Source organism: Dakarella massiliensis, from assembly GCF_001182045.1.
Lineage (GTDB): Bacteria > Pseudomonadota > Gammaproteobacteria > Burkholderiales > Burkholderiaceae_F > Mesosutterella > Mesosutterella massiliensis.
Map to the genome: position 1 here is coordinate 705,256 of NZ_CVTY01000007.1, position 24,612 is coordinate 729,867.

Consider the following 24,612-nt stretch of genomic DNA (forward strand, 5'->3'; position numbering starts at 1 on the left):
CAAGCGTCCCCTGAAAATTCCAGACAAAAAAATAGACCCTCTTCTCCCAACGCCTAGATACCGGGTTAAGCACTCGCAGCGGCGAGACACGTAACACGCCGCAAAACCCGGACGTCAGGAGAAAAAGGGTCGATCAGAACCAGGAGCAGATGCCGGAAGGCAATCAGACAGCCGCTCCGCGCGGTTCTGAATCTGAAGCTCTGAGCCTTAGATTAGGCAGCGGCTTCTTCAGCGTTCTTGGCGTCAGCAGCAGCCTGAGCAGCAGCCTTCTTGGCGGCGTTCTTGGCGGCGGTGGCAGCCTTCTCTTCGGCGCTTTCCGGAGCGGCGAGAGCGACGCGGTTCTTGAACAGGCGGGCCACGGTGTCGCTCATCTGAGCGCCCTTGGAGAGCCAGTAGTTCACGCGGTCTTCTTCAAAGTGAAGACGGACGTCGGCACCGGCGGCAACAGGATTGTAGTAACCAAGACGCTCGATGGAGTGGCTGTCGCGACGCATACGGGAGTCGGTCACAACAACGTTGTAGAAAGGACGCTTCTTGGAGCCGCCGCGAGCCAGACGGATAACAACCATGCTAATTACCTCGTAACTTATCAAAAGTCAGTTGAAAATCAGCCGGTTCCTTCTTGGGTATGGACCCGGCTGACAAAAAATAAATCGACCCGGCGCGTGTATGCGCACGAGTCAGGAATTTGGCATTTTATGCGAAAAGGAGAAACACTGCAACTCTCTGCCCCTCCGGGATAAACCCATTGGGACAAAGAGATGCATCTCTTTCAGAGATCCTGCTTCAAGTCCCCAGTCGCTTCAGCTGCCGCGCGCTGAATCCCCTTGCGGTCAGGCTTTCCGGACCGGGTCTGGGGAATCTTCGGAACAAACACCGCGTGACGGGGCTTCCAGTAGGGAGAAAGCCCTTCACGCTTCAGAATGGCGCGGAAGTCAGGGAGCGCGATCGGGTGATCGGACTCCACTTCCACGGTCACCGCGCTTCCGAGATCCGCATCCGGAAGCCACGTGACCGCAAAGGGGGCCGGCATTTCAGACCGGATCGCGTCCTCAAGCGCCTCAGCCGGCACCTTGATTCCGCCCGTATCGATCACATTATCGACGCGGCCGAGCACACGGAACTCCGTGCTCCCTTCCGCGAACTTCACGATATCGTTCGTCTCGATTCTCGGAACATCGATCGCCGGAGCGCAGATCACGAGTGTCCCGCGGGAGGATTCGGAAAGCGTCACACCGGGGAGCGGCTCGTACCAGGGACCGGCCTTCGGCCCTGAGAGCGGCCGCAGCGCAACGTGTGAGAGCGTCTCCGTCATCCCGTAGGTTGACCAGACGTGATGCGGGAAGGTCTTCAGAATAGCGGCGAGCGCGTCATCCGTCGCCGCGCCTCCGATAATGAGCTCCTGGACACCTCGCATCAGGGCTTCTTCCTTCGGGGTCCCGAGCGACGCCTTTACCTGAAGCGGGACGAGCGCCGCGAAGACCGGGGATTCAGAGAGCCCCTCAAAGGGGTGGCGCGACGGATCCTGCACGATCACGCGGAGCCCCGCGAGCATCGCGCGGACCACCACCATCTGCCCCGCGATGTAATCCATCGGAAGGCAGAGGAGCGCGGTGTCGCCCGCTTTGAGACCCAGTCTCTCCACCGTCATGCGGGCGCTTGCGAGCATGGCGGTCTTCTTCGCGTGAATCGTCTTCGGCACACCGGTGGAACCCGACGTATGAAGCGTGACTTCAGGATCCGGGCCGCACCAGTGGAGGCAGAACTCAAGGACCTTACGGATTTCGTCGTTCGTTTCCGTGCGGAGCGCCTCGCGGAATCCCTCTTCACCGGAAATCACGCGGCCGTTGATATCGATTGACTGAGGAAGCATCTTCACCTCCGATCCGCTTACGGGAGGCGGGGAGACTTGGAGAAGTCAGGCTTACGCTTCTCGAGGAACGCCTTTCCGCCCTCCTGGGCTTCGTCCGTCATGTAGTAAAGCATCGTCATGTCGCCCGCGAACTGCTGGAGACCGAGCTCACCGTCAAGCTCCGCGTTGAGGCCGAACTTCAGGAACCGGAGCGCGAGCGGGCTGTACTGCTGCATCTGCTTCGCCCACTCAACGGTCGTTTCCTCAAGCTTATCGAACGGCACCACGGTGTTCGCGAGTCCCATTTCAAGCGCTTCCTTCGCGCTGTACTGGCGGCAGAGGAACCAGATCTCGCGCGCCTTCTTCTGCCCTACGATACGGGCGAGGTAAGACGCCCCGAGCCCCGCGTCAAAGCTTCCGACCTTGGGTCCGGTCTGACCGAAAATCGCGTTTTCAGAGGCGATCGTGAGATCGCAGACCGTGGCTAGGACATTGCCTCCCCCGATCGCGTAGCCATTCACCATCGCGATCACGGGCTTCGGAAGCGACCGGATCTGCTTCTGAACGTCGAGCACGTTGAGGCGCGGCACGCCGTCCGGGCCCACATAACCGCCGCGGCCCTTGAAATGCATATCGCCGCCCGAGCAGAAAGCCTTGTCGCCTTCGCCTGTCAGCACCACGACCGAAATATCCTCACGCTCGCGGCAGATCGCGAACGCCTCTCCCATCTGAGCGACCGTCACGGGCGAGAAGGCGTTACGCACTTCAGGGCGGTTAATCGTGATCTTAGCGATGCCTTCAAAGAGTTCGAACCGGATGTCGGAATATTCCTTGATCGGTTTCCAGGCAAAAGTCATCTTCAGTTCCTCAAAAAAATGTCATGCAAAAAATCGGAAGGGGAGGCTGAGCTCAGGTAAAAAATCAGCTCAGCACTCCCCTTTCCGCGCCGTCCGGGAAAATCCAGGCGGCGCGCTAGTGTTCCTCAGCGGTTTTCCGCCGCTTGATAACGTTCGTCACACGGGCAGTGGAAACGAGGTCTCCCGCTTCGTCAAAGAGATCCACGTTCCAGACATGCAGCCGGTACCCCGTGCGAAGCGCTGTCGCCCGGGCGGTCACAAGGCCTCCGACCGGCACTGCTTTCACGTGGTTCGCGCTCACATTGATGCCAAGCGGCATCGCGTCCTCTCCCGCGATACGGCGGGAGCCCGCGCCTGCCATCGTTTCCTCAAGCGCGAGCATCGTGCCGCCGGAGCAGTAGCCGTAAGGCTGCGCCACCGCTTCCGTCACCGTGAAGCGGGCCTCAACCTCTCCTGCCTTCACTTCAGGCAGGATCTCAAACCCAAGCGTCTTCTGAAGTCCCACGGCTGCCACGCTCAGAGCGCCTTTGTGAGTTCTTCAACAGCCGAGGCGGCATCCGCAACGAGACCGTAATCCGCCACGTCGAAAATCGGAGCCTCAGGATCCTTATTCACCGCGACGATGACTTTCGACCCCATCATGCCGGCGAGGTGCTGCAGAGCGCCCGAGATACCGAACGCGATGTAGAGATCCGGGGCCACGATCTTACCCGTCTGCCCCACCTGCCACTCGTTCGGGCAGAGACCGTTATCGACCACAACGCGGGTTGCTCCGATCGCGGCGCCGAGCTTATCGGCGAGCGCCTCAAGCGCCTTGAACCCGGCTTCACCGTCAAGACCCTGGCCGCCCGCCACCACGCGCTTCGCGGTGAGGAGGTCAGGACGGTCGCTCTTCATGATTTCAGCGGAACGGAACGTGTTCTTCGCGAACGCCTCAACCGGAGCGAGGTCTTCGACAGAGGCCGCGCCGTCATCCGCCGCGGCTTCAAAGGACGTCGTACGGACCGTGGCGACGACCGGAGCGCCGGAGGTCTTCACCGTGGTGATCACGCCGCCCGCGTAGATCGCGCGCTTGAAGGTCGAGGCGTCAATCACGTCCGAGATTTCAGTAAGCGGCGAGACGCCAAGCTTCGCCGCGACACGCGGCATCGCGGCGCGGTTCAGGAATCCGAGCGCGAAGAAGATGTGCGTGTAATTGGATGCGACCGCGAGCACCTGGGAGGCGAGCGTCTCGGGGGACAGGTGGTCAAGCGAGTCAGAATCCGCCGCGAGGACCCGGGCGACGCCATGCAGTTTGGCTGCGGCGTCAGAAGCCGCGCGGGCTCCCTTTCCGGCAATCAGCAGATCGACGTTTCCGTCGATACGGTTTGCCGCCGCGACGGCGGCACGGGTCGAAGAAGCGCGGAAGCTTCCCTCAGAAAAATCACTGACAACAAGAATCGACATTTCTATTCAATAGTTCCGAATGGGGTTAGAGGACCTTCGCTTCGTTGCGGAGCTTGTCAACGAGTTCCGCGACGCTGGAAACCTTGACGCCGGCCTTGCGGGCGGCGGGGGCTTCATACGCGGTGACCGCGAGCTTCGGCGCGGTATCGGTGCCAAGGGACGCGGCTTCAATCGTTTCGACAGGCTTCTTTCTCGCCTTCATCATGCTCGGCAGCGTGACGTAGCGGGGCTCAGCGAGCCGGAGATCCGCCGCGAACGCGGCCGGAAGCGTGAGAGCGCGGACTTCCGTGCCGTCACCCGTCTGGGAGCTCACGACAAGCGCGCCGTCTTCGATCGCGATCTTATCGGCGTTCGGTCCGAACGGCAGATCAAGGAGCGCAGTCGTCATCGCGCCGGTCTGCTCGGCGTCATCATCAATCGCCTGCTTGCCAAACGCGATCACATCCGGATTCTCTTTCCCGATCACGGCTGCGAGAATGCGGGCCACGGCGAGCGGCCCAAGCGCCTCGTCCGTCTTCACATGAATGCCGCGGTCAGCGCCCATCGCGAGCGCGACGCGGAGCGTATCAACCGCCTTCGCGTCACCGATCGTCACGGCAACCACTTCGTCCGCCTTGCCGGCTTCCTTCAGCTGCACGGACGCCTCAACCGCGATTTCATCAAAGGGGTTCATCGAACGCTTGACCATGGGCTTCTTATCAATATCAAGCCCGCTGCCGTCAGGCAGAGCGTGGACCTTCACGTTGTAGTCAACAACTCGCTTTACTGCGACCAGCACCTTCATTATGAAAAAACTCCTTGCGCTTTCAGGGCGCTTCGGGGAGTTCCGCGCGAAGCGCCTTCTGTTTAAGAGATGGCAGGAATTATAAAGGGACAGAAATCCGGGATCCGGATTAAAAAATGCGACTTTCGGCGTAGAGCCATCCGTAACCGGGAGTCCCAAATATCGGGGTTCGCTGCCCACAGAGCCCGTTTAATCTGTCAGAATAAAAAGATGTTGCCGTGATCCGGATGTGAGCGCTGATCCCGCGCTCTTTCCCGGCTATCCGCGGCCCCGCCCGCTGTTCGTTCCTCCCGGAAGTCCTGCTGAGTGTGTGTTTGCCTCCTTCCGGATGCTGGTTCAAACCGCCGGCCGTGTCAGATTCGTGTTTTTCTCTTTTTGTTATCCAAGTAATCTCTTGAGGAGATATCCATGCTTTCTGATATTGAAATCGCGCATTCCGTCAAACTGAAACCGATTGAGCAGCTCGCGCACGAAATCGGTCTGACTGATGCCGAATTCGAACCCTACGGCCGTGACAAGGCGAAGGTTCATCTGAACCCGGAGCGTAAGCCCCACGGGAAACTGATCCTCGTGACGGCGACGTCCGGCATGCCGGCCGGCTCCGGAAAGACCACGACTTCGATCGCCCTCGCCCAGGGCCTCCGCAAGATCGGGAAGAACTCCTGCCTCGCGCTCCGCGAACCGTCTCTCGGCCCGTGCTTCGGCATGAAGGGCGGCGCGGCCGGCGGCGGCTACTCTCAGGTTCTCCCGATGGAGTCGATCAACCTCCACTTCACGGGCGACTTCCACGCGATCACGTCCGCGAACAACCTCCTCGCCGCGGTCCTCGATAACTGCCGCTACCGCGACCAGCTGAACATCAAGGAAATCACCTGGAAGCGCGTGCTCGACATGAATGACCGTCACCTCCGCTTCATCGTGACGGGTCTCGGCGGCTCCGCGAACGGCATTCCGGCGGAAACCGGTTTCGATATCACGGTGGCCTCCGAACTGATGGCCGTGCTCTGCCTCGCGAAGAACGAGGACGACCTCCGCGCCCGCATCAATAAGCTCGTCGTCGCGACGAAGAAAGACGGCACGCCGCTCACCTGCGGTGAAGTGGGCTGCACGGGCGCTCTGATGGCGCTGCTCCTTGAGGCGACGAAGCCGAACCTCGTTCAGACGATCGAAGGCGGCCCCGCCTTCATTCATGGCGGCCCGTTCGCGAACATCGCCCACGGCTGCAACTCGGTTGCCGCGACGGAAGCCGCTCTTACGGTCGGCGACTACGCGATCACGGAAGCAGGCTTCGGTTCTGAACTCGGCGCTGAGAAGTTCTTCGATATCAAGTGCCGCTCCGCTGACCTCCACCCGAGCGCCACGGTGCTCGTCACGAGCCTCCGCGCTCTCCACTGGCACGGCGGCGTGCCGCTTGCCGAGATCGGTGAAACGAATCCTGAAGCGCTGAAGAAGGGCCTTTGCAACCTCGATCACCACATCCGCAACATGCAGGCCTTCGGCCCGAACGTCGTCGTCGCCCTGAATCACTTCGCAAACGACGATGAGGCGGAAGTCGAAATCGTCCGCAGCCGCGTGAAGGAATTCGGCGCGCGGTTCGCGATTTCGGATGGTTTCGCAAAGGGCGGCGAAGGTGCCATGGATCTCGCGCGCGAAGTGGTCGCGGCCTGCGAAGGCGACCCGAAGCCGATCAACTTCGCCTACGAAGCTGACGCTCCGATTCTCGACAAGATCCAGTCGGTCGTCACCCGCTGCTACGGCGCGGATGGCTTTGATCTCTCCGAAAAGGCGAAGAAGGATCTGAAGCAGATTGAGGAGTGGGGCTTCGGCCGTCTCCCGGTCTGCATCGCGAAGACTCCGCTTTCTCTTACGCATGACGCGAAGCGCCTCGGCGCTCCGAAGGGGTTCCGCATCCCGGTTGAACGCCTGATCCTCAACGCGGGCGCTGGGTTCGTTGTCGTGACGACGGGCTCCATCCTCCGCATGCCGGGTCTCCCGAAGGCTCCGAACGCCTTCAAGATCGACGTGAAGAACGGTCAGATCGCGGGCCTCTCCTAAGCGTCAGACAGTTGCTCTCCGCCCCGCCTTCAGAAGGCCGGGCGGACTGAAAACCCCATAAAAAGACGGACCGCAGCTTTTCGAACTGCGGTCCGTTTTTTTGTATCCGAAAACTTTTTTCTCAGCGGTCCTGATTCTTCAGCTTCTCATCCGGGTAAAGGAACGGTATCGCGGCCTTCGTGTAGATCACGAGCGAATAAAGCGTCAGGATCACGGCGATCCAGATAAGCCAGGAACCGATTTCCCCGATATTGATGGGCCCGAGCGGGTCGTACCAGAGGAGCAGCGGGATCGACACCATCTGGGCGATCGCCTTCACTTTTCCGTACCAGTTCACCTTGGTGTGGGAGGACGCGCCGATCTTCGCCATCCATTCGCGGAGCCCCGTCACCGCGATTTCGCGGCCGACAATGATGAGCGCGACCAGCATCCCGACGCGGTCGAGCGCGAGCAGCGCGATGATCGCCGCGCAGACGAGGAGCTTATCCGCGACTGAATCCAGGAACGCCCCCATCGGCGTCGTGAGATCGTATTTCCGGGCGATATAGCCATCGAGCGCGTCCGTGATCGCCGCCACGCAGAAAATCACGCACGCAATCACGTTCTGGGCATGCTGGCTGAGGAACGGAATATAGAAAACGCCGACTACGAAGGGAATGAGAGCGACACGGGTCCAGGTGAGCGCCATGGGCACGTTGAAGCGTTTTCTTTCCTTCGGGGCGGAAGCGGTGGGGGAATTTGAATCCATTGGTACGACAAGAGCCTTTGCGATAGAGCTGAATAACAACACGCGGGAACATTCTAGCGCTTTAAGGGCGCGAAACTTCTCCTTTTCACACGGATCGTCAGGCAGACGCCTCGCCGTGAAGGCTGAGATAGATCTTCTCGGCGAGTTTTTTCGAAATGCCGTCAACCGTTTCGATTTCCTCTACCGACGCGTTCTTCAGACCCTTCATGCCGCCGAAACGGGCGAGAAGCCTCGAGCGGCGCTTCGCGCCGATCCCTTCGATATCCTCGAGCTGGCTCCGGTTCCGGGTCTTCGCGCGGCGGGCCCGCATGCCGGTGATCGCGAAGCGGTGAGCTTCGTCACGCACCTCGGCGACGAGCATCAGCGCGGCCGAATGCTCTCCGAGCACGAGCGGCGCGCGGCCGCTGTCCTTCGGGAAGACTAGCGTCTCAAGGCCCACCTTGCGGCCTTCGCCCTTCGCGACGCCGACGATATGCGACGTATCAAGCCCCAGGTCCTCAAACACTTCGCGCGCCATCTCGACCTGACCGCGGCCGCCGTCAATCAGCACCACGGTCGGGAGCACCGCCTCTCCCCGGGACACGGGAAGGTAACGCCTTGTCACCACTTCCTTCATGGCCGCGTAGTCGTCCCCTGCCTTCACGTCATCGATATTGAATCGCCGGTATTCCGAGCTATCCATCTTGAAGTTCCGGAACACGACACAGGACGCAATCGTCGCTTCGCCTGACGTGTGGCTGATATCGAAGCACTCCATCCGGAAGTCCCGGAGGTCGCCGCTCTCAGGCATCATGCCGAGCGCGTCAGAAAGCTGCTTCAGGCGCGCGGTTTCGTTCTGCTCGATCGCGAGGCGGCTTTCGAGCGCAATGCGGGCATTCGCCTGCGCCATCTCGAGCCACCGCTTTCTCGGTCCCTGTGGATCATGGATCACCGGGACCCGGCGTCCGGCGATTTCGGTGAGGAGTGACGACATCTCTTCCGGATTCCTGGCGTCCGCCGTAATCACAAGCGTCGGCACAGGAAGGTTCTCGTAGTGGTGCGACACAAAGGCTTCAAGCACTTCGCCCGGATCCTCCGCCGCGGTGCCGCGTGCGAGTGTCGGGAAGAACGCCTGATCACCGAGATGCCGGCCTCCCCGCACCATCGCAAGATTCACGCAGGCAGCGCCCGACTTGATATAAACCGCGAGAATATCGGCATCCGTGTCGCCGCCTGTCGTTTCCACCGTCTGCCCCTCAAGGACCGTGGAAAGCGACGCGATCTTGTCCCGTGTCGCCGCGGCCGCCTCAAACCGCAGCTCAGACGCTTCCTTTGCCATCTGGCCCTGGAGCTCATTCAGGATTTCAGAACTGTTCCCTTCGAGGAACCGCTTCGCGCGCTTCACGTCGCGCGCGTAGTCTTCCGCTGAGATATTCCCGACGCAGGGCGCGGAGCAGCGCCCGATCTGCCCGAGAAGGCAGGGGCGCGACCGGTTCTGGAAGACACCCTCCTCGCAGGTTCTGAGAAGAAACACCTTCTGCAGGATCGAGATGGAATTCCGGACCGCGGCACTGTTCGGGAAGGGGCCGAAGAAGGAGCTCTTCTTATCGACGCCGCCGCGGTAAAAGCTGATCCTCGGGTATTCTTCATTCCCGATCTTCAGGTAGGGATAGGTTTTGTCATCCCGGAAAACGATGTTGTACTTCGGGTCGAGCGACTTGATGAGGTTATGCTCAAGGAGCAGCGCCTCGGCCTCTGACCGCGTCACTGTCGTCTGCAGCCGGTGAATCTGCGACACCATCAGCGCGATGCGGGGCGAGAGGTCGCTCTTCTGGAAGTAGCTTGAGACCCGGCGCTTCAGATCGCGCGCCTTTCCGACATACAGGCAGTTGTCATCCGCATCAAAATAGCGGTACACGCCGGGAAGCGGCGGCAGATTCTTCAGGATCGCCTGATAATCAAAATCGGCTGGAGGGATTCCCTTTGGCATGACATATTTAACCTGATCGAAGGCAGCGGAAGCGGCCGGGAAGCGTTGCGCTTCACCCTGCTCCGCGGCCGGCAAGAAACTTAAGAGACAACCGGACGGTAACGAATGATAGAGGCTGCAGGAAAAACGATTGAGCCCCGGGTGACGTGCGACATATTCTGCCACGTGATCGATAACTTCGGAGATGCCGGAGTCTGCTGGCGGCTCGCCCGCGGACTCTCGGAAGAGGAAGGGTTCCAGGTGACCCTTTATATCGACGACGCGGTGACGCTTTCCAAAATCTCATCCGGCGTCCCGCCAGAGCTCCCAGCATCCGGCGCTTCATCGTCCGGCATCCTCGTCCGACGCTGGGAAGACTCGGAAACCGCGGTGCCCTCTGACGTCGTGATTGAAACCTTCGGCTGCCGGCTTCCTGACAGTTTTGAAGAAGCGATCGCGCGGGAAACACTCCGCGGGCACAAAGTCGCGTGGCTGAATCTCGAATACCTCTCCGCCGAAGACTGGGTGGAAGAGTGTCACGGTCTCCCCTCACCTCACCCGAGGCTCCCCGTCACGAAGACCTTCCTCTTCCCGGGATTCACCCGCCGCACGGGGGGCGTGATGATTGAGCACGGACTGCTAGACGCCCGGGACCGGTTTTCCGCCTCTGACCGGCATTCGCTTCTTGAAACTCTCGGCGCGAAGAAGCCCGACGCCCCGTTTAATCTCTTCTTTTTCTCGTACCCCACGGCGCCGATCGGGCAGCTCGCCGAAGCGCTTGCGTCCGACCCCCGCCCCGTGCAGGTGATCGCGGCACCAGGCCGCGCGGGAGAGATGCTGGGAGAGGCGCTAAGCCGGCTCAGCGCTCCGCAGATCACCTTTTCTCCCGTCCCCGCGGTTCCGCAGGAGTCGTTCGACCGGGTGCTCTGGGCATGCGACGCGCTGATTATCCGGGGCGAAGATTCGTTTGTCCGGGCGCAGCTCGCGGGGAAACCTTTCCTCTGGACGATCTACCCGCAGGATGAGGACACGCATATCGTGAAACTGAACGCGTTCCTCGACCGGATGGCGGTGGAGTATGGGGAAGACGCGGCCCGCGTCTGGCGGGAAACGAGTCTCGGATGGAATCAGGCGTCGCTCACTCCGGGTCTCTGGTCCCGGTTCCGGGATCTCACGCCCGAACTCACGCACGGCAGCCTGCTCTGGTCCCGCCATCTCGCATCTCTGGGATCCCTCACCCGTGCGGTCGCAACGGCTGCCAAAAAAGGACTAAAATAGTTAGCTTGAAATTCTTTCATGCCGGGCTTTCGTTTGCCGATCTCGATGCAACCCTTATGTGCCAGGCATTATTAAAGGTAAAAGTACATCTATGAAAACCGCACAGGAACTCCGCGCCGGCAACGTCTTCATGGTCGGTAAAGAACCGATGGTCGTTGTTAAGGCTGTCTATTCCAAGGGTGGCCGTGGCGCCTCTACCGTCAAGATGAAGATGCGCAATCTTCTCACTGGCGCCAACACGGAAACCGTGTACCGCGCTGACGACAAGTTCGAAGACCTCGTTCTCGAGCGCAAGGAAGTGACCTACTCCTACTACGCTGATCCGTCCTACGTCTGGATGGACGCTGACTACAACCAGTACGAAGTCGGCGAGGATGCCATGGAAGAAGCGAAGAAGTATCTCCAGGAAGAAATGCCTGGCGAACTCACCTTCTACAACGGCCAGCCGATCTCCGTCGAACTCCCGACGAAGCTCGTCCGTGAAATCGGTTACACCGAGCCCGCCGTCAAGGGTGACACCTCCGGCAAGGTGATGAAGCCCGCCAAGCTGAAGGACACCGGCTACGAACTGCAGGTTCCCGCCTTCATCAACGTCGGCGACAAGATTGAAATCGACACCCGTACGGGTGAGTACAGCAACCGCGTGAAGTAATTCCGCGCCGGGCCGGAGAGACTCCGGCACCGATTTGCTGCACAGGGCCTGAAGTTCCGCTTCAGGCCCTTTTCTTAATCTCAGGACATTTTTCGCGATGTCGCTCAAGAAACAACTGAAGAAGCTTGGCTATAAGAGCCGCGCGCTGCAGATCAAACTCACGGAAGCGGTAACGGATCCGCTCCGGAAGCGAAACGCGGCAGACCTTGGCATTTTCCGCCCGCTTCCGATTCCGGATCCGATGACGGTGTCTCTCACCGAGGCGCTCATGAACCGGCACACTGACCGGCAGTTCGCCGAGCAGACGATTTCCGATCAGATGCTCTCGAACCTCCTCTGGGCGACAGACGGCATCAACCGGAAGGACGGCCGCCGCACGACACCCTCTCCCTTCAACTGGCAGGGGATTGAGATCTATGTCGTGAAATCAAACGGCGTCTGGCTCTGGGAACCGGAGCGGACGAGTCTCCGCTTCATCAAGGGAGGCGATCTCAGAACCGCCGTCGCCCCGGTGGATCCGCTCGTCTCCCGCGCTCCGGTGCACCTCGTCTATGTCGCGAATCTCGAGAGCACAACGATCCGCGCGACCGAGTCCGCAAGTGAATTCCTCGCCTTTATCCGAAGCGACCGCTTCAAGCGGATCGGCACCTGGACCCAGTCCTCGGTCCGGAATGCCGTGATGATCGATGTCGGCGCTAAAGTGCAGGCCTGTTACCTCGCCTGCGCCGCGATGGGGCTTGGCACCGTCTGCCGCATTACGCTTGACCGAGGCGCGGCGCGCGAGGCGCTCTCGCTTAAACCCCGCCAGATCGTGATCGCGTCGCAGTCTGTCGGACACACGCTCTAAGCACACTTTTCTCCGGAATACACATCCGGCGAAATCCAGACAGCGAAAAGCCGCAGGCGTGAAACCTGCGGCTTTTTGTCTTACGCGGTCCGCGTCAGATCATCAGATCTTCGCGAGACGCTCCAGCGCTTCAACGGTGTCTGCGGGAGAACCGAACGCGGTCATACGGACATAGCCTTCACCGGCAGCGCCGAAACCGACACCCGGCGTGCAGACCACGGCGGCGTTCTCGAGCACCTTATGGAAGAAGCCCCAGGAGTCCGTGCCTTCCGGCGTCGCGACCCAGAGGTACGGGGCGTTCTTCCCGCCGATCACTTCAAGACCCATGCGGGTGAGGCCTTCATGCATCACCGCGGCGTTCTTCTGATAGATCCCGATCGTCTGGCGGATTTCCTGCTTGCCTTCTTCGGAATACACCGCTTCGGCGGCGCGCTGCACGATATAGGGGCAGCCGTTGTACTTCGTACCGTTTCTGCGGCTCCAGAGGGGCTTCAGAGCGACCTGGCCGCCCTTGCCGTCCGAGATCTTCAGTTCTTCCGGCACCACCACGTAGGCGCAGCGGAGACCCGTGAAACCGGCGGTCTTCGAGAAGCTGCGGAATTCGATCGCCACCTCGCGGGCACCCTCAATTTCATAGATGCTGTGCGGGACGCCGGGTTCCGTAATGTAGGCTTCGTAGGCGGAGTCGTACAGAATCACGCTGCCTTCGCGGCGGGCATAGTCGACCCAGGCCTTCAGCGCGTCACGCGTGAGCACCGTGCCTGTCGGGTTATTCGGGTAGCAGAGGTAGATCACATCCGGACGGACCTTCGGGAACTCCGGCACAAAACCGTTCGCCTTCGTGCAGGGCAGGTAAACGATGTTCGACCACTTGCCGTTCACGTAGTCACCGGCGCGGCCGGCGATGACGTTCGAGTCCACGTAAACCGGGTACACCGGATCCGTCACGGCAATCACGGCGTCGTTCGAGAAGAGCTCCTGGATGCTGCCGACATCCGACTTCGCGCCGTCGCTCACAAAGATTTCAGACGCGTCCACCTTGATGCCGCGGTCCTGATAGTCATTCTTCGCGATCGCTTCGCGAAGGAACGCGTAGCCCTGCTCGGGGCCGTAACCGCGGAAGGTCGCCGCATTCCCCATCTCGTCCACGGCAGAGTGCAGCGCGCGGATCACCGCGGGGGCGAGAGGCTGCGTCACGTCACCGATACCCAGGCTGATCACGCGCTTCTCGGGAGCCGTCTTCTTGAAGGCCGCGACCTGATGAGCGATTTCCTGGAAGAGATAGACGCCAGGGAACTTGAGAAAATTGCCGTTAACAGTTGTCATGATGTTTCTTTATCAGTTTTTTTGAGCCCGGAGCAGCGCCTTCGGTATTGAAGACCGTGCTCAGACGAGCAGGGGATAAAAGTTTTTCTGGTGAATTTCGAGTTTAACGGAATTGAGGTGCCTTGAAGCGCCAAACGGGACCCGAAATACGGGAAGTTTCCGCAATATCCTCCGCCATATCTCGTGCCCTGCGGGATAACGGCCTGAAAACTCCCGCTGTTCTATAATTTACTTACTAATCAATCAGTAAAAAAGCCCTTCCGTCCGAATAGGACACGAAAGGGCTTAACGCATAGCCATAAGCATAACAGGGGAGCAGACATGCCGGGATCCAGAAATCGGGACGACTTCATCGCAGCCGCAAAGAGCCTCTTCGCCTCACGGGGGGTTGATGGCGTCACGATGCGAAACATCGCGGACGCTCTCGGACTCACACAGGCCGCGCTCTATTACCACTTCACGAGTAAGGATGAGCTGTATCTCGCGGTGCTGGAGCGCACGGCGGAAGGCACGATCGCGAACCTCAAAGCCGCGGTGAAATCGCACCGGAAGCCTGTGGAACGGCTCCGAGCCCTCCTCACTGAACTCTGCCGGGCGCTCTACGAGGATCAGGACCGAGGCCGCCTCCTTCTCCGGTCGCTGATCGACGAGGATAAGGAGCGGGGCAAGGTGCTCGGGGAAGGGGTGTTCGGCGAAGGCTTCAGGCTCTTCCAATCCGAAGCCGCGAAGATCTGGCCTGAGCTTGACTCAGGCGAAATCACGCTTTCCCTCATCGCTTCCTGCTCTTACGCCTATACGCTTTCCGATATGCGGCTTCACCTTCCGGGGATCGCGAAGGAAACGCCCTCCCCTGTGGCCTACGCCGACCACCTCATCCGGGTGCTGAAGATTGGGGACGCGTCATGAAATCCGGTTTTCTCGCCGCGCTTCTCGCGATACCGCTCATCCTCTCCGGGTGCTCTGATCAGCCGGGGAGCCCCGCGGCGGACAGAAAGGCTGAGCCGCTCCAGGTGGAAACGATCCGCCCGGTGACAGAAACGAGCGCCCCGAGAGAATTTCCGGGGTCTGTTGCCGCCTCACGCCTCCTCCCCATGGCATCCCGCCTCCCCGCCTACATTCGGTCCGTTCCTCATCAGGAAGGGGATCTCGTGAAGCGGGGTGAAGTGATTGCGGTGCTCGATGACTCTGACGTCCGCTCGATCCGTGAGCAGGCCTACGCGGATGTGAAGGCCGCCTCGATCCGGCTCCGCGACGCGGAAACCGATGTACAGAAGTTTGAGGGGCTATACCGGGATGAAGCAGCGAGCGAAATCGAGCTCCGCAAAGTGAAGCTCCTCCGGGACCAGACGGCTGAAACGCTCCGCGCCGCGCGCGCCCGCCTTACGCAGGCGAACGAGCGCCTCGGTGACGCCGTGATCCGGGCTCCGGAATCGGCGCGCGTTCTCTCGATTCAGCTGCAGCCCGGAACGCTCGCGGTCCCGGGGCTTCCGATCGTGACACTCGAGTCGCTGGACGGCCAGGTGTTTGAGATTCATTTGCCAGCCGAGCTCCTCGGCTCCGTGAAACCGGGCGACCCCGCGGCTGTGACGCTGGATGGCCGGACGGCCCCCATCAAAGGCACCGTCACACAGGCCGTGCATTCCGCGGACCCCGTGACCCGCACTGGAGTGGTGAAAATCGCGCTCCCGAAGGGAGACCGGATTCTCACCGGGACGTTCGGCCGCGCCGCGATCGCCGGTAACGCGTCCGAAAAAGGCATCTTTATTCCGAAATCCGCGATCACGAACCGGGGAGGGCTGGATGGCTGCTTTGTGATCCGGGACGGACACGCGGAATTCCATTGGCTGAGGCTTGGCACCACGCTCCCTGACGGATCGCGTGAAGCCGATGCCGGGCTGAAGGGAGATGAGATTCTCATCAAATCCCCGCCTTCATCGCTTACGGACGGCGCACCGGTAAAAGCGATACCTGATCCTGCCGCCGCAGCCGGAGCCGCGCCGTGAGTAAGCCGCTGAATCTTCCCGGTCGCTTCGCGCGATGGTTCGTGGACTCAAAACTCACGATCCTCATCATCATCGCGTCACTTGCCGCCGGCATCATCGCCATGCTCACCACGCCCCGCGAAGAGAACCCGCAGATCTCGATGCCGGCCGCCGAAGTGATCATCACGCTCCCCGGCGCGAAGCCCGCCGAAATCGAGGACCTCATCGTGAAGCCCGCGGAACGCGTGATCAACCAGATCCCAGGGGTTGATCATGTGTTTTCAACCGCGATGGATTCGGCTGCCGTGATCAGCGTGCAGTACAAAGTGAATGAAAACAAGGAAGCGAGTCTCGTGAAGCTTTACGACCGCTTCCGGAGCGCGAGGAACGAATTCCCGAAAGAAGCATCAGACGCCCGGATCATCAGCGCGGACGCGGATGACGTGCCGATTCTCGCCGTAACACTCACGGGCGGCGGCTACGACGACTACGCGCTGCGGCGGATCGCCGAGCGGTTTGTGGAGGGGCTCACAAGCCTCAAGGATGTCTCCACGTCCTACGTTTACGACGGCCGGACGCGGGAGTTTGAGGTCACGATGGATCCGAAGAAACTCGCATCCTTCGGGATCCCGGCTGAAGCCGTGCGGCTCGCCCTCAAAACCACGAATATCGCGGCGCCGCTTGGCGCTGAAGCGGCGGCGGATACCGGCCGCACGCTTCGCTACGACGGCTTTGTGACATCCGCAGCCGACCTGAAGCGTCTCGTGATCGCGTCTCCCGCAGGGCGGCCAGTGCTTCTGCAGGATGTGGCGGAAGTGACTGACGGGCCGTCATCCGAACGCACGGCCCTCAGCCGCTGGGCTCCGGGACCGGCTTCCAAACTCGCGAAGTCTGCCGCGGGCGAAGCCCCTTCTGTCACCTTCGTGGCGGCGAAGAAAAAGGGCACCAACGCCGTCGTGGCGACAGAAGCGATGCTCGGCCGCATCCACCGGATGCAGGAGCAGTTCCTTCCGAAAGATGTTCACCTCATCATCACGCGTAACGACGGCGCGAAGGCGAACGAAGCCGTGAACTCCGTGATCGGTCATATCGCGGTGTCGATTGCCGCGGTCTTCGCGATCACCTGGATATTCCTCGGGTTCCGCGCGGCCTGCATCACCGGGATCACGATCCCGCTCATTCTGTCGCTCACGCTCTTCATCAATGAGGCGGCAGGGCTCACGATCAACCGGGTGTCGCTCTTTGGGTTTGTGATCGCGCTCGGGCTCCTCGTCGATGACTCAATCGTGGTGATTGAGAATATCGACCGGCATTACGCGGCGGATCCCACCGCGGACCGCGCGACGCTCGCCGCCCGCGCGGTCTCTGAAATCGGCTACCCGACGATCCTCGCGACCTTCACCGTGATGCTGGTTTTCTACACGCTGATTCCGTCGCTCTCCGGGATGCCGAAGCAGTACTTCTTCCCGATCGGCTTCATGGTGCCGACCGCGGTGTTCAGTTCCCTCATCATCGCGTATTCCGTCGCCCCGTGGGCCGCGAAGCGGATCCTGAAGGTACCGGATCATAAGGAAGAACCAAGCCCGGACGGCCATCCGAAACTCGGAAAGCTCGGTCACTTCTACTATCGGACCGCCGGGTGGCTGGTCGGGAACCCGAAGCGAACCAAAATCTTCCTCGCGGCGCTCACGCTCCTTCTCATCCTCTCGTTCCTGATGCCCGCCTGGCAGTTCATCCGGCCGCAGGGGATCTCGGGACCGGTGTCCTTCTTTGGCGTTGAGACCGGGTTCCTCCCGAAGGACGACAAGAACACCTTTAACGTCTCGCTCAAACTCGCGGACGGCACACCGCTTGAAGTGACGGACCGCGCGGTGCGGGATACCGAAGCGATCGTGAAGCAGATTCCGGAGGTGACGGATGTCCTCTCCTGGTCCGGGATGCCCGGTGTCCCCGACTTCACCGCCATGTTCCGAGGCAGCACGCAGCCCGGAAGCAACATCGGCGCGGTGCGCGTGAATCTCGTCGATAAGGGCGAACGGCACCGGACGTCGATTGAAATCGCGGCGAAGCTCCGAAAGGACCTGAAGGAAGTCTCCGCCCGGTACCCGGAATCCACGATCCAGGTGGTGGAGGATCCGCCGGGACCCCCGATGCGGGCCACAGTGCTTGCCGAAATCTATGGGAACGACGGTGAGCAGCTCCGGGCCGCAAGCGAAAAGGTGAGAAACGCCTTCCGCTCCACGTACGACATGGTGGAGACGACGACCACGGAACCGACCGATATCCCTGAGGCGCGCTTCGAAGTGGATCAGGAGAAGGCGTCGCTTGCCGGTGTCTTCCCCGCGGAAGCCGCTCTCGCGCTTCGCCGCTATACGGCGGGGGAAACGGTGGGCTACGGACACGCGCCGGGCGAACGGACCGCGCAGCCCGTGATTCTCCGGGCGGACTATGGGAACAAGGTGGATCCGGCGGAGCTTGGCGGTCTCACCGTGAAGAATAAACTGGGGCTCGATGTACCGCTCTCCGAACTCGTCCGTGTGACGCACACCACGGCTCCCCGCCCGATTCTCAATAAAGACGGCACGCGGGTGGTGCTGGTTGGCGGTGAACTCGGGAACTCGGTTCCGGCCTACGCGGTGCTCGATCTCAACCATCGGCTTAACGGGATGCCGGTCGGGAACGGTGACCGTCTCGCGACCGGAAACCTCGGCCTCACGCCAGTCCGAGCCGACCTTTCCCGCGCCCCGGTGCAGCTTCTCTGGGATGGCGAGATCCGGATGACGCTTGACTGCTACCACGATCTCTTTATCGCGCTCTCAGCCGCCGTCATGCTGATCTTCTTCATTCTCGTCGCGTACTACCGGTCGTTTATCCTGCCGGCCGCCGTGATGTCCGCGATTCCGGTCTGCTTTATCGGACTCTTCCCTGGGCACTGGCTCACGGGACAGATCTTCTCCGCCACATCGCTGATCGGCCTTGTGACACTGACAGGCGTCCTCGTCCGGAATTCGCTTCTTATCGCAGACTTTGTGACGGAATACATGCGGGAAGGGATTTCGGTGCGGGAAGCGGTGCTGCTCGCCGGCGCTGTCCGTCTCCGCCCGATTCTTCTCACGTCGCTCTCCATTATTTTCGGTTCCATCATCATGCTGATTGACCCGATTTTCGGCGGCCTTGGCTGCTCCTTCATCTTCGGAACGATCGCGTCCACGGTGTTCACGATGGCGCTCACTCCGGTGATGCTTTACTGGTACTACACGCGCTGGCCCTATAAGGAGGCGAAGGATGAAGAGTAAAAGAACCGTTTCACTCGTCCTCCCGCTCGCGGCGGCTGTCTTCGCGGCCCTCACGCCTGCCCCAGCAGCCGCGGAATCGATGTCTGCCGCTGCGGACGCCGCCGTTGCCGCGTCCCGCCCGCTTAAAGCCGCGGGAAGCCTCAGCGCCGCGGCGCGCGAGAATCTCGACGCCGCAAAGGCAGAACGGATGCCGTCTGTCACACTCTCCGCGAACCACTTCCGGTTTGAGAGCGGGCTCGGGATGAACGTGAACCTCTTTGGGTTCTCGGCGTCCGTCCCCGTGACCGAGAACCATACGACGGGGTACGCCGTATCCGCGGCCCTTCCGCTTTACACCGGAGGCCGGATCTCAAAGCTCATCGAAGCGGGAGAAGCCGCGGCAGACTCCGCGTCCTACTTCGAAAAGACGACAGAAAACGAAGTCCGCTATCAGGCGTCTCTCCACTATGTGGCGGTCGCAGAGGCGGAGGCGCTCCTGCGCGCCGCGGAGAAGCACGAAGCCGCGGTCGCAGCGCATAAGAAACAGACCGAGGCGCGGCTTAAAAAAGGGATGGCGGTGAAGAACGAACTCTATGCCGCCGAATCCGCGCTCGCCACGGCGCATGACGCGGTGATCGCAGCAAAGACCGCCCTCTCCACCGCAGAAGCGTCCTATAACCGGCTTCTCGGGCGGGAGCTCGATGAACCTGTGACACTCGACCCGATTCCGGAGCCGCTCATCTCAGAAACGCTTCCGGAACTGACAGACGACGCTGTGCGCTCAAGCACAGAGCTCGCGTCGCTCTCAGAACAGGTCAAGGCGGCGGACGCCGCAGCCGGGGCCGCCCGGGCCCGCAATCTTCCGCAGGCCGCGCTTGTCGCAGGCTACGGGAAGCAGAACGGGCACTATCTCACGGAAGAACGGAGTTCCGGGTGGATTGCCGGTGTGGTGGTCTCCTGGACCATATTTGATGGCGGCATCGGGTCATCGCGCGCTGCGGCCAGCGAAAAGACCGCGGGAGCGCTCACCGATGCCCGGGCTGAGGCGGAGTCAGTCTTAAGACTTGACATGAGAACCGCGTGGCTCTCCTGGGAAGAAACCGAATCGCGGCTTAATGCCGCCAAATCCTCTCTCCTGTTCGCAGAAGAGAATCTCCGCGTGACCTCTGAACGCTATGGCGCGGGGCTCGCCCCGCACACCGAAGTGCTGGATGCCGAATCCATGCGGTCCGCCGCAGAAGCGCGGGTCATTCACGCGGCCTCAGAACGCGTCCGGGCGTGGCTTCGCATCAGGAAGCTCTCCCACTCGGTCTGAACGCCTCCTGAGGCCGTTTAAAGCCCGTTTCAACCTCCTTCCAAAAGCGCTACCTGCAGGTTTGATCTGCTCCCAAAATTTAGGATTCATTAAATAAAAATCCTATCTGAGGAAGATAGAATCTTTCGGACGAAAGGTGCCGCTCTTGTCTTGGTTCACCCGCAACTTGAGTACCTCCCGGTGAATGTCAAATGATCTTTCGCAAAAATTGTTCGTAAAAAGTAAGTTGCAGTGTTTGTTTAAGCAGCCCTGGACAAGCGCTTTTCCTCCAGCTGTCCATTCTCGGGGTTAAGCCACACCTTCCCGATCGGCGTGCAGTTCAGCACGGTATCGCCGATCCAGCACTCCGAGTGGTGTTTGCGCGCCTCCAGCATCGTCTTCTTGCGCCAGCGCAGCACTTCCGCGTCCTCGCCGCGGGAGCGCCGGAGGCTGCCAAGCGTCTTTTTGTCACGCAGAGCGCGGTTTCCCACGCCGTGGCCGAACTAGAGGCCTTTATACGGGCTACCGGCACTCACGGACGGCTAACCCTCACGACAGAAGGCCGCGCAGTGCTCGAGGCACCGGAATCGATTTTCTCAGCTATGGAGAAAGGCGAGAAAAAGGTTCGGAGACTGCGGGCGCAGAAAACGAGGTTACTGCGAATCGGCTGCCCCTTTCTCATCCTGCAAACGATCCTCACGCCCAAGCTCGCCCACTTTCATCACCACCATTCCGAGGTAGAAGTGCGGCTCACGATTGAAAACTGGATGCAGCTGATGCTCGATCCGCTGCTCTCCGAACACGACATCGGGTGCTTCCGCTACAGCTTTTTCGCGAGCCGCAAGAACTTCGGGACTCTCGAGGGTCGGACGCTTTCGCTCGAGGATCTGAGCAGGCTACCTATGGTCATCCTCAGGTCCGGAAACAACACGAGCGACTGCCTAGGTATTCGCCACTGTGGGACTGCGACTGCGGGTAAGCGTCAAGACAGACACCCTGTCCTTCACCGAGGAGTATACCCGGGCGGGCTTCGGGGCGGGGGGGCTTATCCCCGAGCCGCCCCTGCCCTCGGGACGCTATACCATGCTCTACCGAAACGAAGTCAAGTTGCCGCAGACGGCCAAAAACTTCCTCGGGGCGTTCAGAACTGAGCCGCCCCCCATCCTAAAAGTTGCGTCGCTTCGACCTTCCCCTGCGAGGGCCTGCCGCCCAGCCCCCGCGCCTTTTTCAGAACCCGCTTAAGGCTAGGGCTCAGAAGTGATAATCCAGCCCCAAGAAAACCTGCGTGGCCTCCAAGACATAGCCGCCCCTTCCTTGGGCAAGTTTTTCAGCCTTGCCCGAGGTGAAGGACTGGGTGGCCGCAACGTAGCCGATCACCTTCTTACTGAACCAGTACTCCCATGCCGCCGCGAGCACGGTGCGATCGAAGTCGACGTCATGGTCGCGCGCGAGCTTGCCGGTAAAGTACTGGGCATCCGCGATGAACTTGTTCTTGCCTATCGTATATGTCGCGCCCAGTAGGAAACTCTCGCCGTTGAAGCCTCCGTCCTCAATGCGACCCTTCACGCCGTCGAGCTTACTCGCCGAGAGCTTGCCGCCGGTCGAGAAATTCGACTGATAGCCCGCGCCTGCAAAAAGCTTGAGGGCCGGAGTGACCGCCCACCAGCCGCCCAGCTGATACATGCGCGCGTCAGGCTTGCGGCTATTCGCCGCGTGCTTGGAGTCCACGTTGGCAAAGGTGAGAGAAAGGTACAGATCCTTCGACTGGTAGTTTCCTGCCAGGGCGAACGTGTGGTTCTTGTCGTTCCACTCGACAGAGTCGTTATCGGTATCACCCAATGAGTAGGAGGCCCCAAAGCGGAACCCGCCTAGGGAAGGGGAGCGATAGTGCAGACCATTGCTCACGCGCGAGGAATTCGCAAAGGTCGACCCGATAGAGGCGTTGCCGTAGGAAGTGCCAAACGGATCATAGCGCAGCAGACCCATCGAGTAAGGCGCCACGGTGGACTGCACGGTGCCCGCGCGGCCCGCACCCAGCTCTCCGTAGGGACCATCTACGGCGAGAATAGAGCGGCGGTCAAACAGCTTGCCGCTAGTTGTGTTCGCACCGGTATCAATGTAGTAGCCCGCTTCGAGGTAACCCTTTACCTTCCAGCCATTTCCAAGGTCCTCGGTCATGTTGAAGCCCCAGCGTGGGGTCGAACGGCCGTTTCTCATTTCAAGGGTGTCGTCCCCCCCCTTAACATGGGTGTAGACCAAACCCGTGTCGGCCCGACCGTACATCTCGACCTTCGCCGCGGCCCGAGCCGCCTGAGGGATCGTCAGGGCAGCCGCCATGACGGCGCTGAGCAGCGCCACAGTCAGTTTCGATAGTTTCATTTGCTCTCCTTTTCTTGTCTTCGATTTGAGTGAAAATAGCCGCCGTCATGCCGTTAGAGGCCATGGCGGCTCTGCTCCTTCCGCAGCCCTGCCTCGGGCGGCGCATACTGCCTGAAAGCTTCAAGAGATCCAGCGAGTCCCTTCATCGCGGTCTGCCAGAACTGAGGATCCGAGCAGTCCGCTCCGAAATGGGCGAGCACCAGCTGATCGACCGTCATTCGCCCGGTGTCGCGCAGCATCCGGACATAGAATGGATAGAAGTCCGCCCCCATATCCCGCCACTTCTGAAGCAGGATTTGAGAAAGCAGAAAGCCCACAGTGTAGGGGTAGTTGTAGATCAGCTGATCAGTCTTGTAGTAATGCAGCTTATAGGCCCAGAGACTCACGTCGGGCAGTGCACTCTCTCCGTACCACTGATGCCAGGCGCGGGTCATGAGCTCCCGGCACCGCTCGGCACTCACCTTGCCCGAGATCCGCTCGCGCAGGAACTCGAGCTCGAAGCTATACCGGACGGGCACGTTCATCATGAAGTTAGCCCAGCTCTTTAGATCCTGCCAGAGCATCGCAAACTGACCGGCGCGGTCAGAGCGCCGGTACAGATAATCGCGCACCACAGCCTCGTCGAAAGTGCTCGCCATTTCCGTGAGCGTCATAGGAAACTCCGTCTGCACCGCGGGCAAATCCCGCATGATCCAGTAGTGAAAGGCATGCCCCATCTCGTGAGACTGCTGGATGACAGAGGCGAGGCTGCCCTGATAGGTTGAGAAAATCCGGGGCATCCGGAACTCTTCGAAGCGCGAGTAGAAGGCTCCCCCAATCTTGCGATTCGAGGGCTTTGCATCGATCCAGCGCTTCTCGCGCATCATCCGAAAGAACGCTTCGATCTCGGGACTCACAGCGCGCAGCGCCCCGCACACCGTCTCAAAGCCATCCGAATAGGAAATCGGAGGGGGAACCGCGTGAGGAGCGACCTGCGGCGCAGGGGCCATCAGATCCCAGAACGGCAGCACCTTGCGCCCCAGCCACGGCGCGCGTAGCGTAACGCAGGCGCGCACGTCGTCGAGCCGAGCGCGGATCGCACTGAACATCGCCTCCAGACCTTCCTGGGAAAGCCGGTTCTGGTGCAGTGAAACTTCGAGCGCGGAGACTCCCGCGCGGCCGAAATACTCGAGCCGAAAGCCGTGCAGCGCGGCGAGCAGCTTCGCGTAGGCATCTCCCCGCACCTTGTAGTGCTGCTCAATCCCCCGGCCCGTCGTCTCGCGCAGGACCGGATCCGGATCGCCCTTGAGAATCGCCACCATGCGGGCCGCTCGAACCGTCACCGGCGTGCCATCGCTGCGGCGGGCCTCGATCGCCACTTCCTTCTGCAGGCGCTTGAACTCAGCTCCGAGGGGCTTGAACTCTGCAGCCTCGCGCTGCGCCTCCTCCTCGCAAAGGTTGGCGGGCAGCCGGCGCTTCCAGTGCAGCGCGCGCTGGTCCATTTCAAAACGCCAGTGCGCAAGCGGCACGCGCTGCCAGAGCGGGTCTCCACGATCCAGAGCATCGATCGCCTGGAAAAGCCCCGCCGAGGCGGCGTCAAGCCTCGCTTCAGCCCGAGCAATCGCTGCATTTTCCGGATCAATTCTCGCATCGGTCGAGTCTTTCGCCCCTAGGCACTTCACGAAGGCCCGAAGCGAAGACAGTCTCATGAGGGCTTCCTCATAAAGGCCGAGCTCGGAGAGCAGCTCCTCTTTCTTCGGCCTGGCCGCGCCTTCAAGCGCCACGGTGAGTTCAGCAACCCGTGCGGCGGAAACGCGCCAGCGCTCCGAGCCGATGTCACCGTAGGCATCCTGCATCTGCCACTCAGGCGCCTGCAACGTGTTTTCTTCCCTTGCTTCTGTCATTTCTCG

Annotated in this window: 19 protein-coding genes and 1 pseudogene; 8 read left to right on the plus strand and 12 right to left on the minus strand. The window is 60.9% G+C overall.

The features are described 5' to 3' along the window. Positions 1 to 326: 326 nt before the first annotated feature. From rpsP to BN1936_RS09550, 6 genes and pseudogenes are all read right to left on the minus strand, one after another. A pseudogene (gene rpsP, locus BN1936_RS09525) lies at positions 327 to 569 on the minus strand (30S ribosomal protein S16); the annotation flags it as partial. A gap of 203 nt (positions 570 to 772) precedes the next feature. Then, positions 773 to 1,873, minus strand: coding sequence for an AMP-binding protein (locus BN1936_RS09530; RefSeq protein ID WP_022444036.1), 1,101 nt, complete (start codon positions 1,871 to 1,873; stop codon positions 773 to 775). Between the two features lie 17 nt (positions 1,874 to 1,890). Then, on the minus strand, positions 1,891 to 2,709 hold the full coding sequence (gene menB / locus BN1936_RS09535; protein WP_022444035.1) for a 1,4-dihydroxy-2-naphthoyl-CoA synthase: 819 nt from the start codon (positions 2,707 to 2,709) through the stop codon (positions 1,891 to 1,893). A gap of 115 nt (positions 2,710 to 2,824) precedes the next feature. Beyond that, the gene (locus BN1936_RS09540; protein ID WP_049687261.1) at positions 2,825 to 3,223 is read right to left on the minus strand and encodes a PaaI family thioesterase; all 399 of its coding nucleotides are present in this window, start codon (positions 3,221 to 3,223) and stop codon (positions 2,825 to 2,827) included. A 2-nt stretch (positions 3,224 to 3,225) separates the two neighbouring features. Beyond that, a complete protein-coding gene (locus BN1936_RS09545) occupies positions 3,226 to 4,155 on the minus strand; it encodes an electron transfer flavoprotein subunit alpha/FixB family protein (protein WP_022444033.1) in 930 nt (309 codons plus the stop codon). A gap of 25 nt (positions 4,156 to 4,180) precedes the next feature. Further along, positions 4,181 to 4,939 carry an electron transfer flavoprotein subunit beta/FixA family protein gene (locus tag BN1936_RS09550; protein ID WP_022444032.1) on the minus strand — a complete coding sequence of 253 codons (759 nt, stop codon included), beginning with the start codon at positions 4,937 to 4,939 and terminating at the stop codon, positions 4,181 to 4,183. Positions 4,940 to 5,347: 408 nt separating this feature from the next. Between BN1936_RS09550 and BN1936_RS09555 the strand changes: the two genes are divergently transcribed. After that, positions 5,348 to 6,994: a formate--tetrahydrofolate ligase gene (locus BN1936_RS09555; RefSeq protein ID WP_049687262.1), complete on the plus strand. Its 1,647-nt coding sequence runs from the start codon at positions 5,348 to 5,350 to the stop codon at positions 6,992 to 6,994. A 121-nt stretch (positions 6,995 to 7,115) separates the two neighbouring features. Here BN1936_RS09555 and pgsA read toward each other — a convergent pair whose 3' ends face one another. Both pgsA and uvrC read right to left on the minus strand, forming a co-directional pair. Beyond that, positions 7,116 to 7,742, minus strand: a complete 627-nt coding sequence (gene pgsA / locus BN1936_RS09560; protein WP_022444030.1) for a CDP-diacylglycerol--glycerol-3-phosphate 3-phosphatidyltransferase — start codon at positions 7,740 to 7,742, stop codon at positions 7,116 to 7,118. A 97-nt stretch (positions 7,743 to 7,839) separates the two neighbouring features. Next, positions 7,840 to 9,711 (minus strand): excinuclease ABC subunit UvrC, encoded by a 1,872-nt coding sequence (gene uvrC, locus BN1936_RS09565; RefSeq protein ID WP_049687483.1) that lies wholly within the window; start codon positions 9,709 to 9,711, stop codon positions 7,840 to 7,842. 105 nt (positions 9,712 to 9,816) lie between these two features. Here uvrC and earP point away from each other — a divergent pair, with 105 nt between their 5' ends. The 3 genes from earP to BN1936_RS09580 all read left to right on the plus strand — a co-directional run bounded on the left by earP (position 9,817) and on the right by BN1936_RS09580 (position 12,467). Beyond that, a complete protein-coding gene (gene earP / locus BN1936_RS09570; protein ID WP_022444029.1) occupies positions 9,817 to 10,968 on the plus strand; it encodes an elongation factor P maturation arginine rhamnosyltransferase EarP in 1,152 nt (383 codons plus the stop codon). Positions 10,969 to 11,059: 91 nt separating this feature from the next. Next, positions 11,060 to 11,620 carry an elongation factor P gene (efp, locus tag BN1936_RS09575; protein ID WP_022444028.1) on the plus strand — a complete coding sequence of 187 codons (561 nt, stop codon included), beginning with the start codon at positions 11,060 to 11,062 and terminating at the stop codon, positions 11,618 to 11,620. 97 nt (positions 11,621 to 11,717) lie between these two features. Beyond that, positions 11,718 to 12,467 (plus strand): nitroreductase family protein, encoded by a 750-nt coding sequence (locus BN1936_RS09580; protein ID WP_022444027.1) that lies wholly within the window; start codon positions 11,718 to 11,720, stop codon positions 12,465 to 12,467. 102 nt (positions 12,468 to 12,569) lie between these two features. On the opposite strand, the gene BN1936_RS09585 is transcribed toward BN1936_RS09580, so the two are convergent. Next, the gene (locus tag BN1936_RS09585; protein ID WP_022444026.1) at positions 12,570 to 13,793 is read right to left on the minus strand and encodes an LL-diaminopimelate aminotransferase; all 1,224 of its coding nucleotides are present in this window, start codon (positions 13,791 to 13,793) and stop codon (positions 12,570 to 12,572) included. A 321-nt stretch (positions 13,794 to 14,114) separates the two neighbouring features. Here BN1936_RS09585 and BN1936_RS09590 point away from each other — a divergent pair, with 321 nt between their 5' ends. The 4 genes from BN1936_RS09590 to BN1936_RS09605 are packed head-to-tail and all read left to right on the plus strand — an operon-like array spanning position 14,115 to position 20,365. Continuing rightward, a complete protein-coding gene (locus BN1936_RS09590; protein WP_022444025.1) occupies positions 14,115 to 14,699 on the plus strand; it encodes a TetR/AcrR family transcriptional regulator in 585 nt (194 codons plus the stop codon). Then, positions 14,696 to 15,796: an efflux RND transporter periplasmic adaptor subunit gene (locus BN1936_RS09595; RefSeq protein WP_022444024.1), complete on the plus strand. Its 1,101-nt coding sequence runs from the start codon at positions 14,696 to 14,698 to the stop codon at positions 15,794 to 15,796. Before BN1936_RS09590 ends, BN1936_RS09595 begins: the two co-directional genes overlap by 4 nt. Further along, positions 15,793 to 19,071 carry an efflux RND transporter permease subunit gene (locus BN1936_RS09600; RefSeq protein WP_049687263.1) on the plus strand — a complete coding sequence of 1,093 codons (3,279 nt, stop codon included), beginning with the start codon at positions 15,793 to 15,795 and terminating at the stop codon, positions 19,069 to 19,071. The genes BN1936_RS09595 and BN1936_RS09600 overlap by 4 nt, the downstream gene beginning before the upstream one ends. Next, positions 19,061 to 20,365: a TolC family protein gene (locus tag BN1936_RS09605; protein ID WP_049687264.1), complete on the plus strand. Its 1,305-nt coding sequence runs from the start codon at positions 19,061 to 19,063 to the stop codon at positions 20,363 to 20,365. Before BN1936_RS09600 ends, BN1936_RS09605 begins: the two co-directional genes overlap by 11 nt. Before the next feature lie 239 nt (positions 20,366 to 20,604). Here BN1936_RS09605 and BN1936_RS09610 read toward each other — a convergent pair whose 3' ends face one another. The 3 genes from BN1936_RS09610 to BN1936_RS09625 all read right to left on the minus strand — a co-directional run bounded on the left by BN1936_RS09610 (position 20,605) and on the right by BN1936_RS09625 (position 24,606). After that, positions 20,605 to 20,835 (minus strand): hypothetical protein, encoded by a 231-nt coding sequence (locus BN1936_RS09610; protein ID WP_049687265.1) that lies wholly within the window; start codon positions 20,833 to 20,835, stop codon positions 20,605 to 20,607. Between the two features lie 760 nt (positions 20,836 to 21,595). After that, positions 21,596 to 22,723, minus strand: coding sequence for a porin (locus tag BN1936_RS09620; RefSeq protein ID WP_022444020.1), 1,128 nt, complete (start codon positions 22,721 to 22,723; stop codon positions 21,596 to 21,598). A gap of 53 nt (positions 22,724 to 22,776) precedes the next feature. Further along, a complete protein-coding gene (locus BN1936_RS09625) occupies positions 22,777 to 24,606 on the minus strand; it encodes a M3 family metallopeptidase (protein ID WP_022444019.1) in 1,830 nt (609 codons plus the stop codon). Positions 24,607 to 24,612 lie beyond the last annotated feature (6 nt).

Bases quoted from the DNA above. Each gene is read 5' to 3' on its own strand.
- BN1936_RS09590 (WP_022444025.1), top strand. From the start codon at position 14,115: ATGCCGGGATCCAGAAATCGGGACGACTTCATCGCAGCCGCAAAGAGC.
- BN1936_RS09585 (WP_022444026.1), bottom strand. From the start codon at position 13,793: ATGACAACTGTTAACGGCAATTTTCTCAAGTTCCCTGGCGTCTATCTC.
- BN1936_RS09550 (WP_022444032.1), bottom strand. From the start codon at position 4,939: ATGAAGGTGCTGGTCGCAGTAAAGCGAGTTGTTGACTACAACGTGAAG.
- BN1936_RS09605 (WP_049687264.1), top strand. From the start codon at position 19,061: ATGAAGAGTAAAAGAACCGTTTCACTCGTCCTCCCGCTCGCGGCGGCT.
- BN1936_RS09595 (WP_022444024.1), top strand. From the start codon at position 14,696: ATGAAATCCGGTTTTCTCGCCGCGCTTCTCGCGATACCGCTCATCCTC.
- BN1936_RS09530 (WP_022444036.1), bottom strand. From the start codon at position 1,873: ATGCTTCCTCAGTCAATCGATATCAACGGCCGCGTGATTTCCGGTGAA.
- BN1936_RS09625 (WP_022444019.1), bottom strand. From the start codon at position 24,606: ATGACAGAAGCAAGGGAAGAAAACACGTTGCAGGCGCCTGAGTGGCAG.
- BN1936_RS09545 (WP_022444033.1), bottom strand. From the start codon at position 4,155: ATGTCGATTCTTGTTGTCAGTGATTTTTCTGAGGGAAGCTTCCGCGCT.
- BN1936_RS09620 (WP_022444020.1), bottom strand. From the start codon at position 22,723: ATGAAACTATCGAAACTGACTGTGGCGCTGCTCAGCGCCGTCATGGCG.
- menB (WP_022444035.1), bottom strand. From the start codon at position 2,709: ATGACTTTTGCCTGGAAACCGATCAAGGAATATTCCGACATCCGGTTC.
- BN1936_RS09555 (WP_049687262.1), top strand. From the start codon at position 5,348: ATGCTTTCTGATATTGAAATCGCGCATTCCGTCAAACTGAAACCGATT.
- efp (WP_022444028.1), top strand. From the start codon at position 11,060: ATGAAAACCGCACAGGAACTCCGCGCCGGCAACGTCTTCATGGTCGGT.
- BN1936_RS09580 (WP_022444027.1), top strand. From the start codon at position 11,718: ATGTCGCTCAAGAAACAACTGAAGAAGCTTGGCTATAAGAGCCGCGCG.
- uvrC (WP_049687483.1), bottom strand. From the start codon at position 9,711: ATGCCAAAGGGAATCCCTCCAGCCGATTTTGATTATCAGGCGATCCTG.
- pgsA (WP_022444030.1), bottom strand. From the start codon at position 7,742: ATGGATTCAAATTCCCCCACCGCTTCCGCCCCGAAGGAAAGAAAACGC.
- earP (WP_022444029.1), top strand. From the start codon at position 9,817: ATGATAGAGGCTGCAGGAAAAACGATTGAGCCCCGGGTGACGTGCGAC.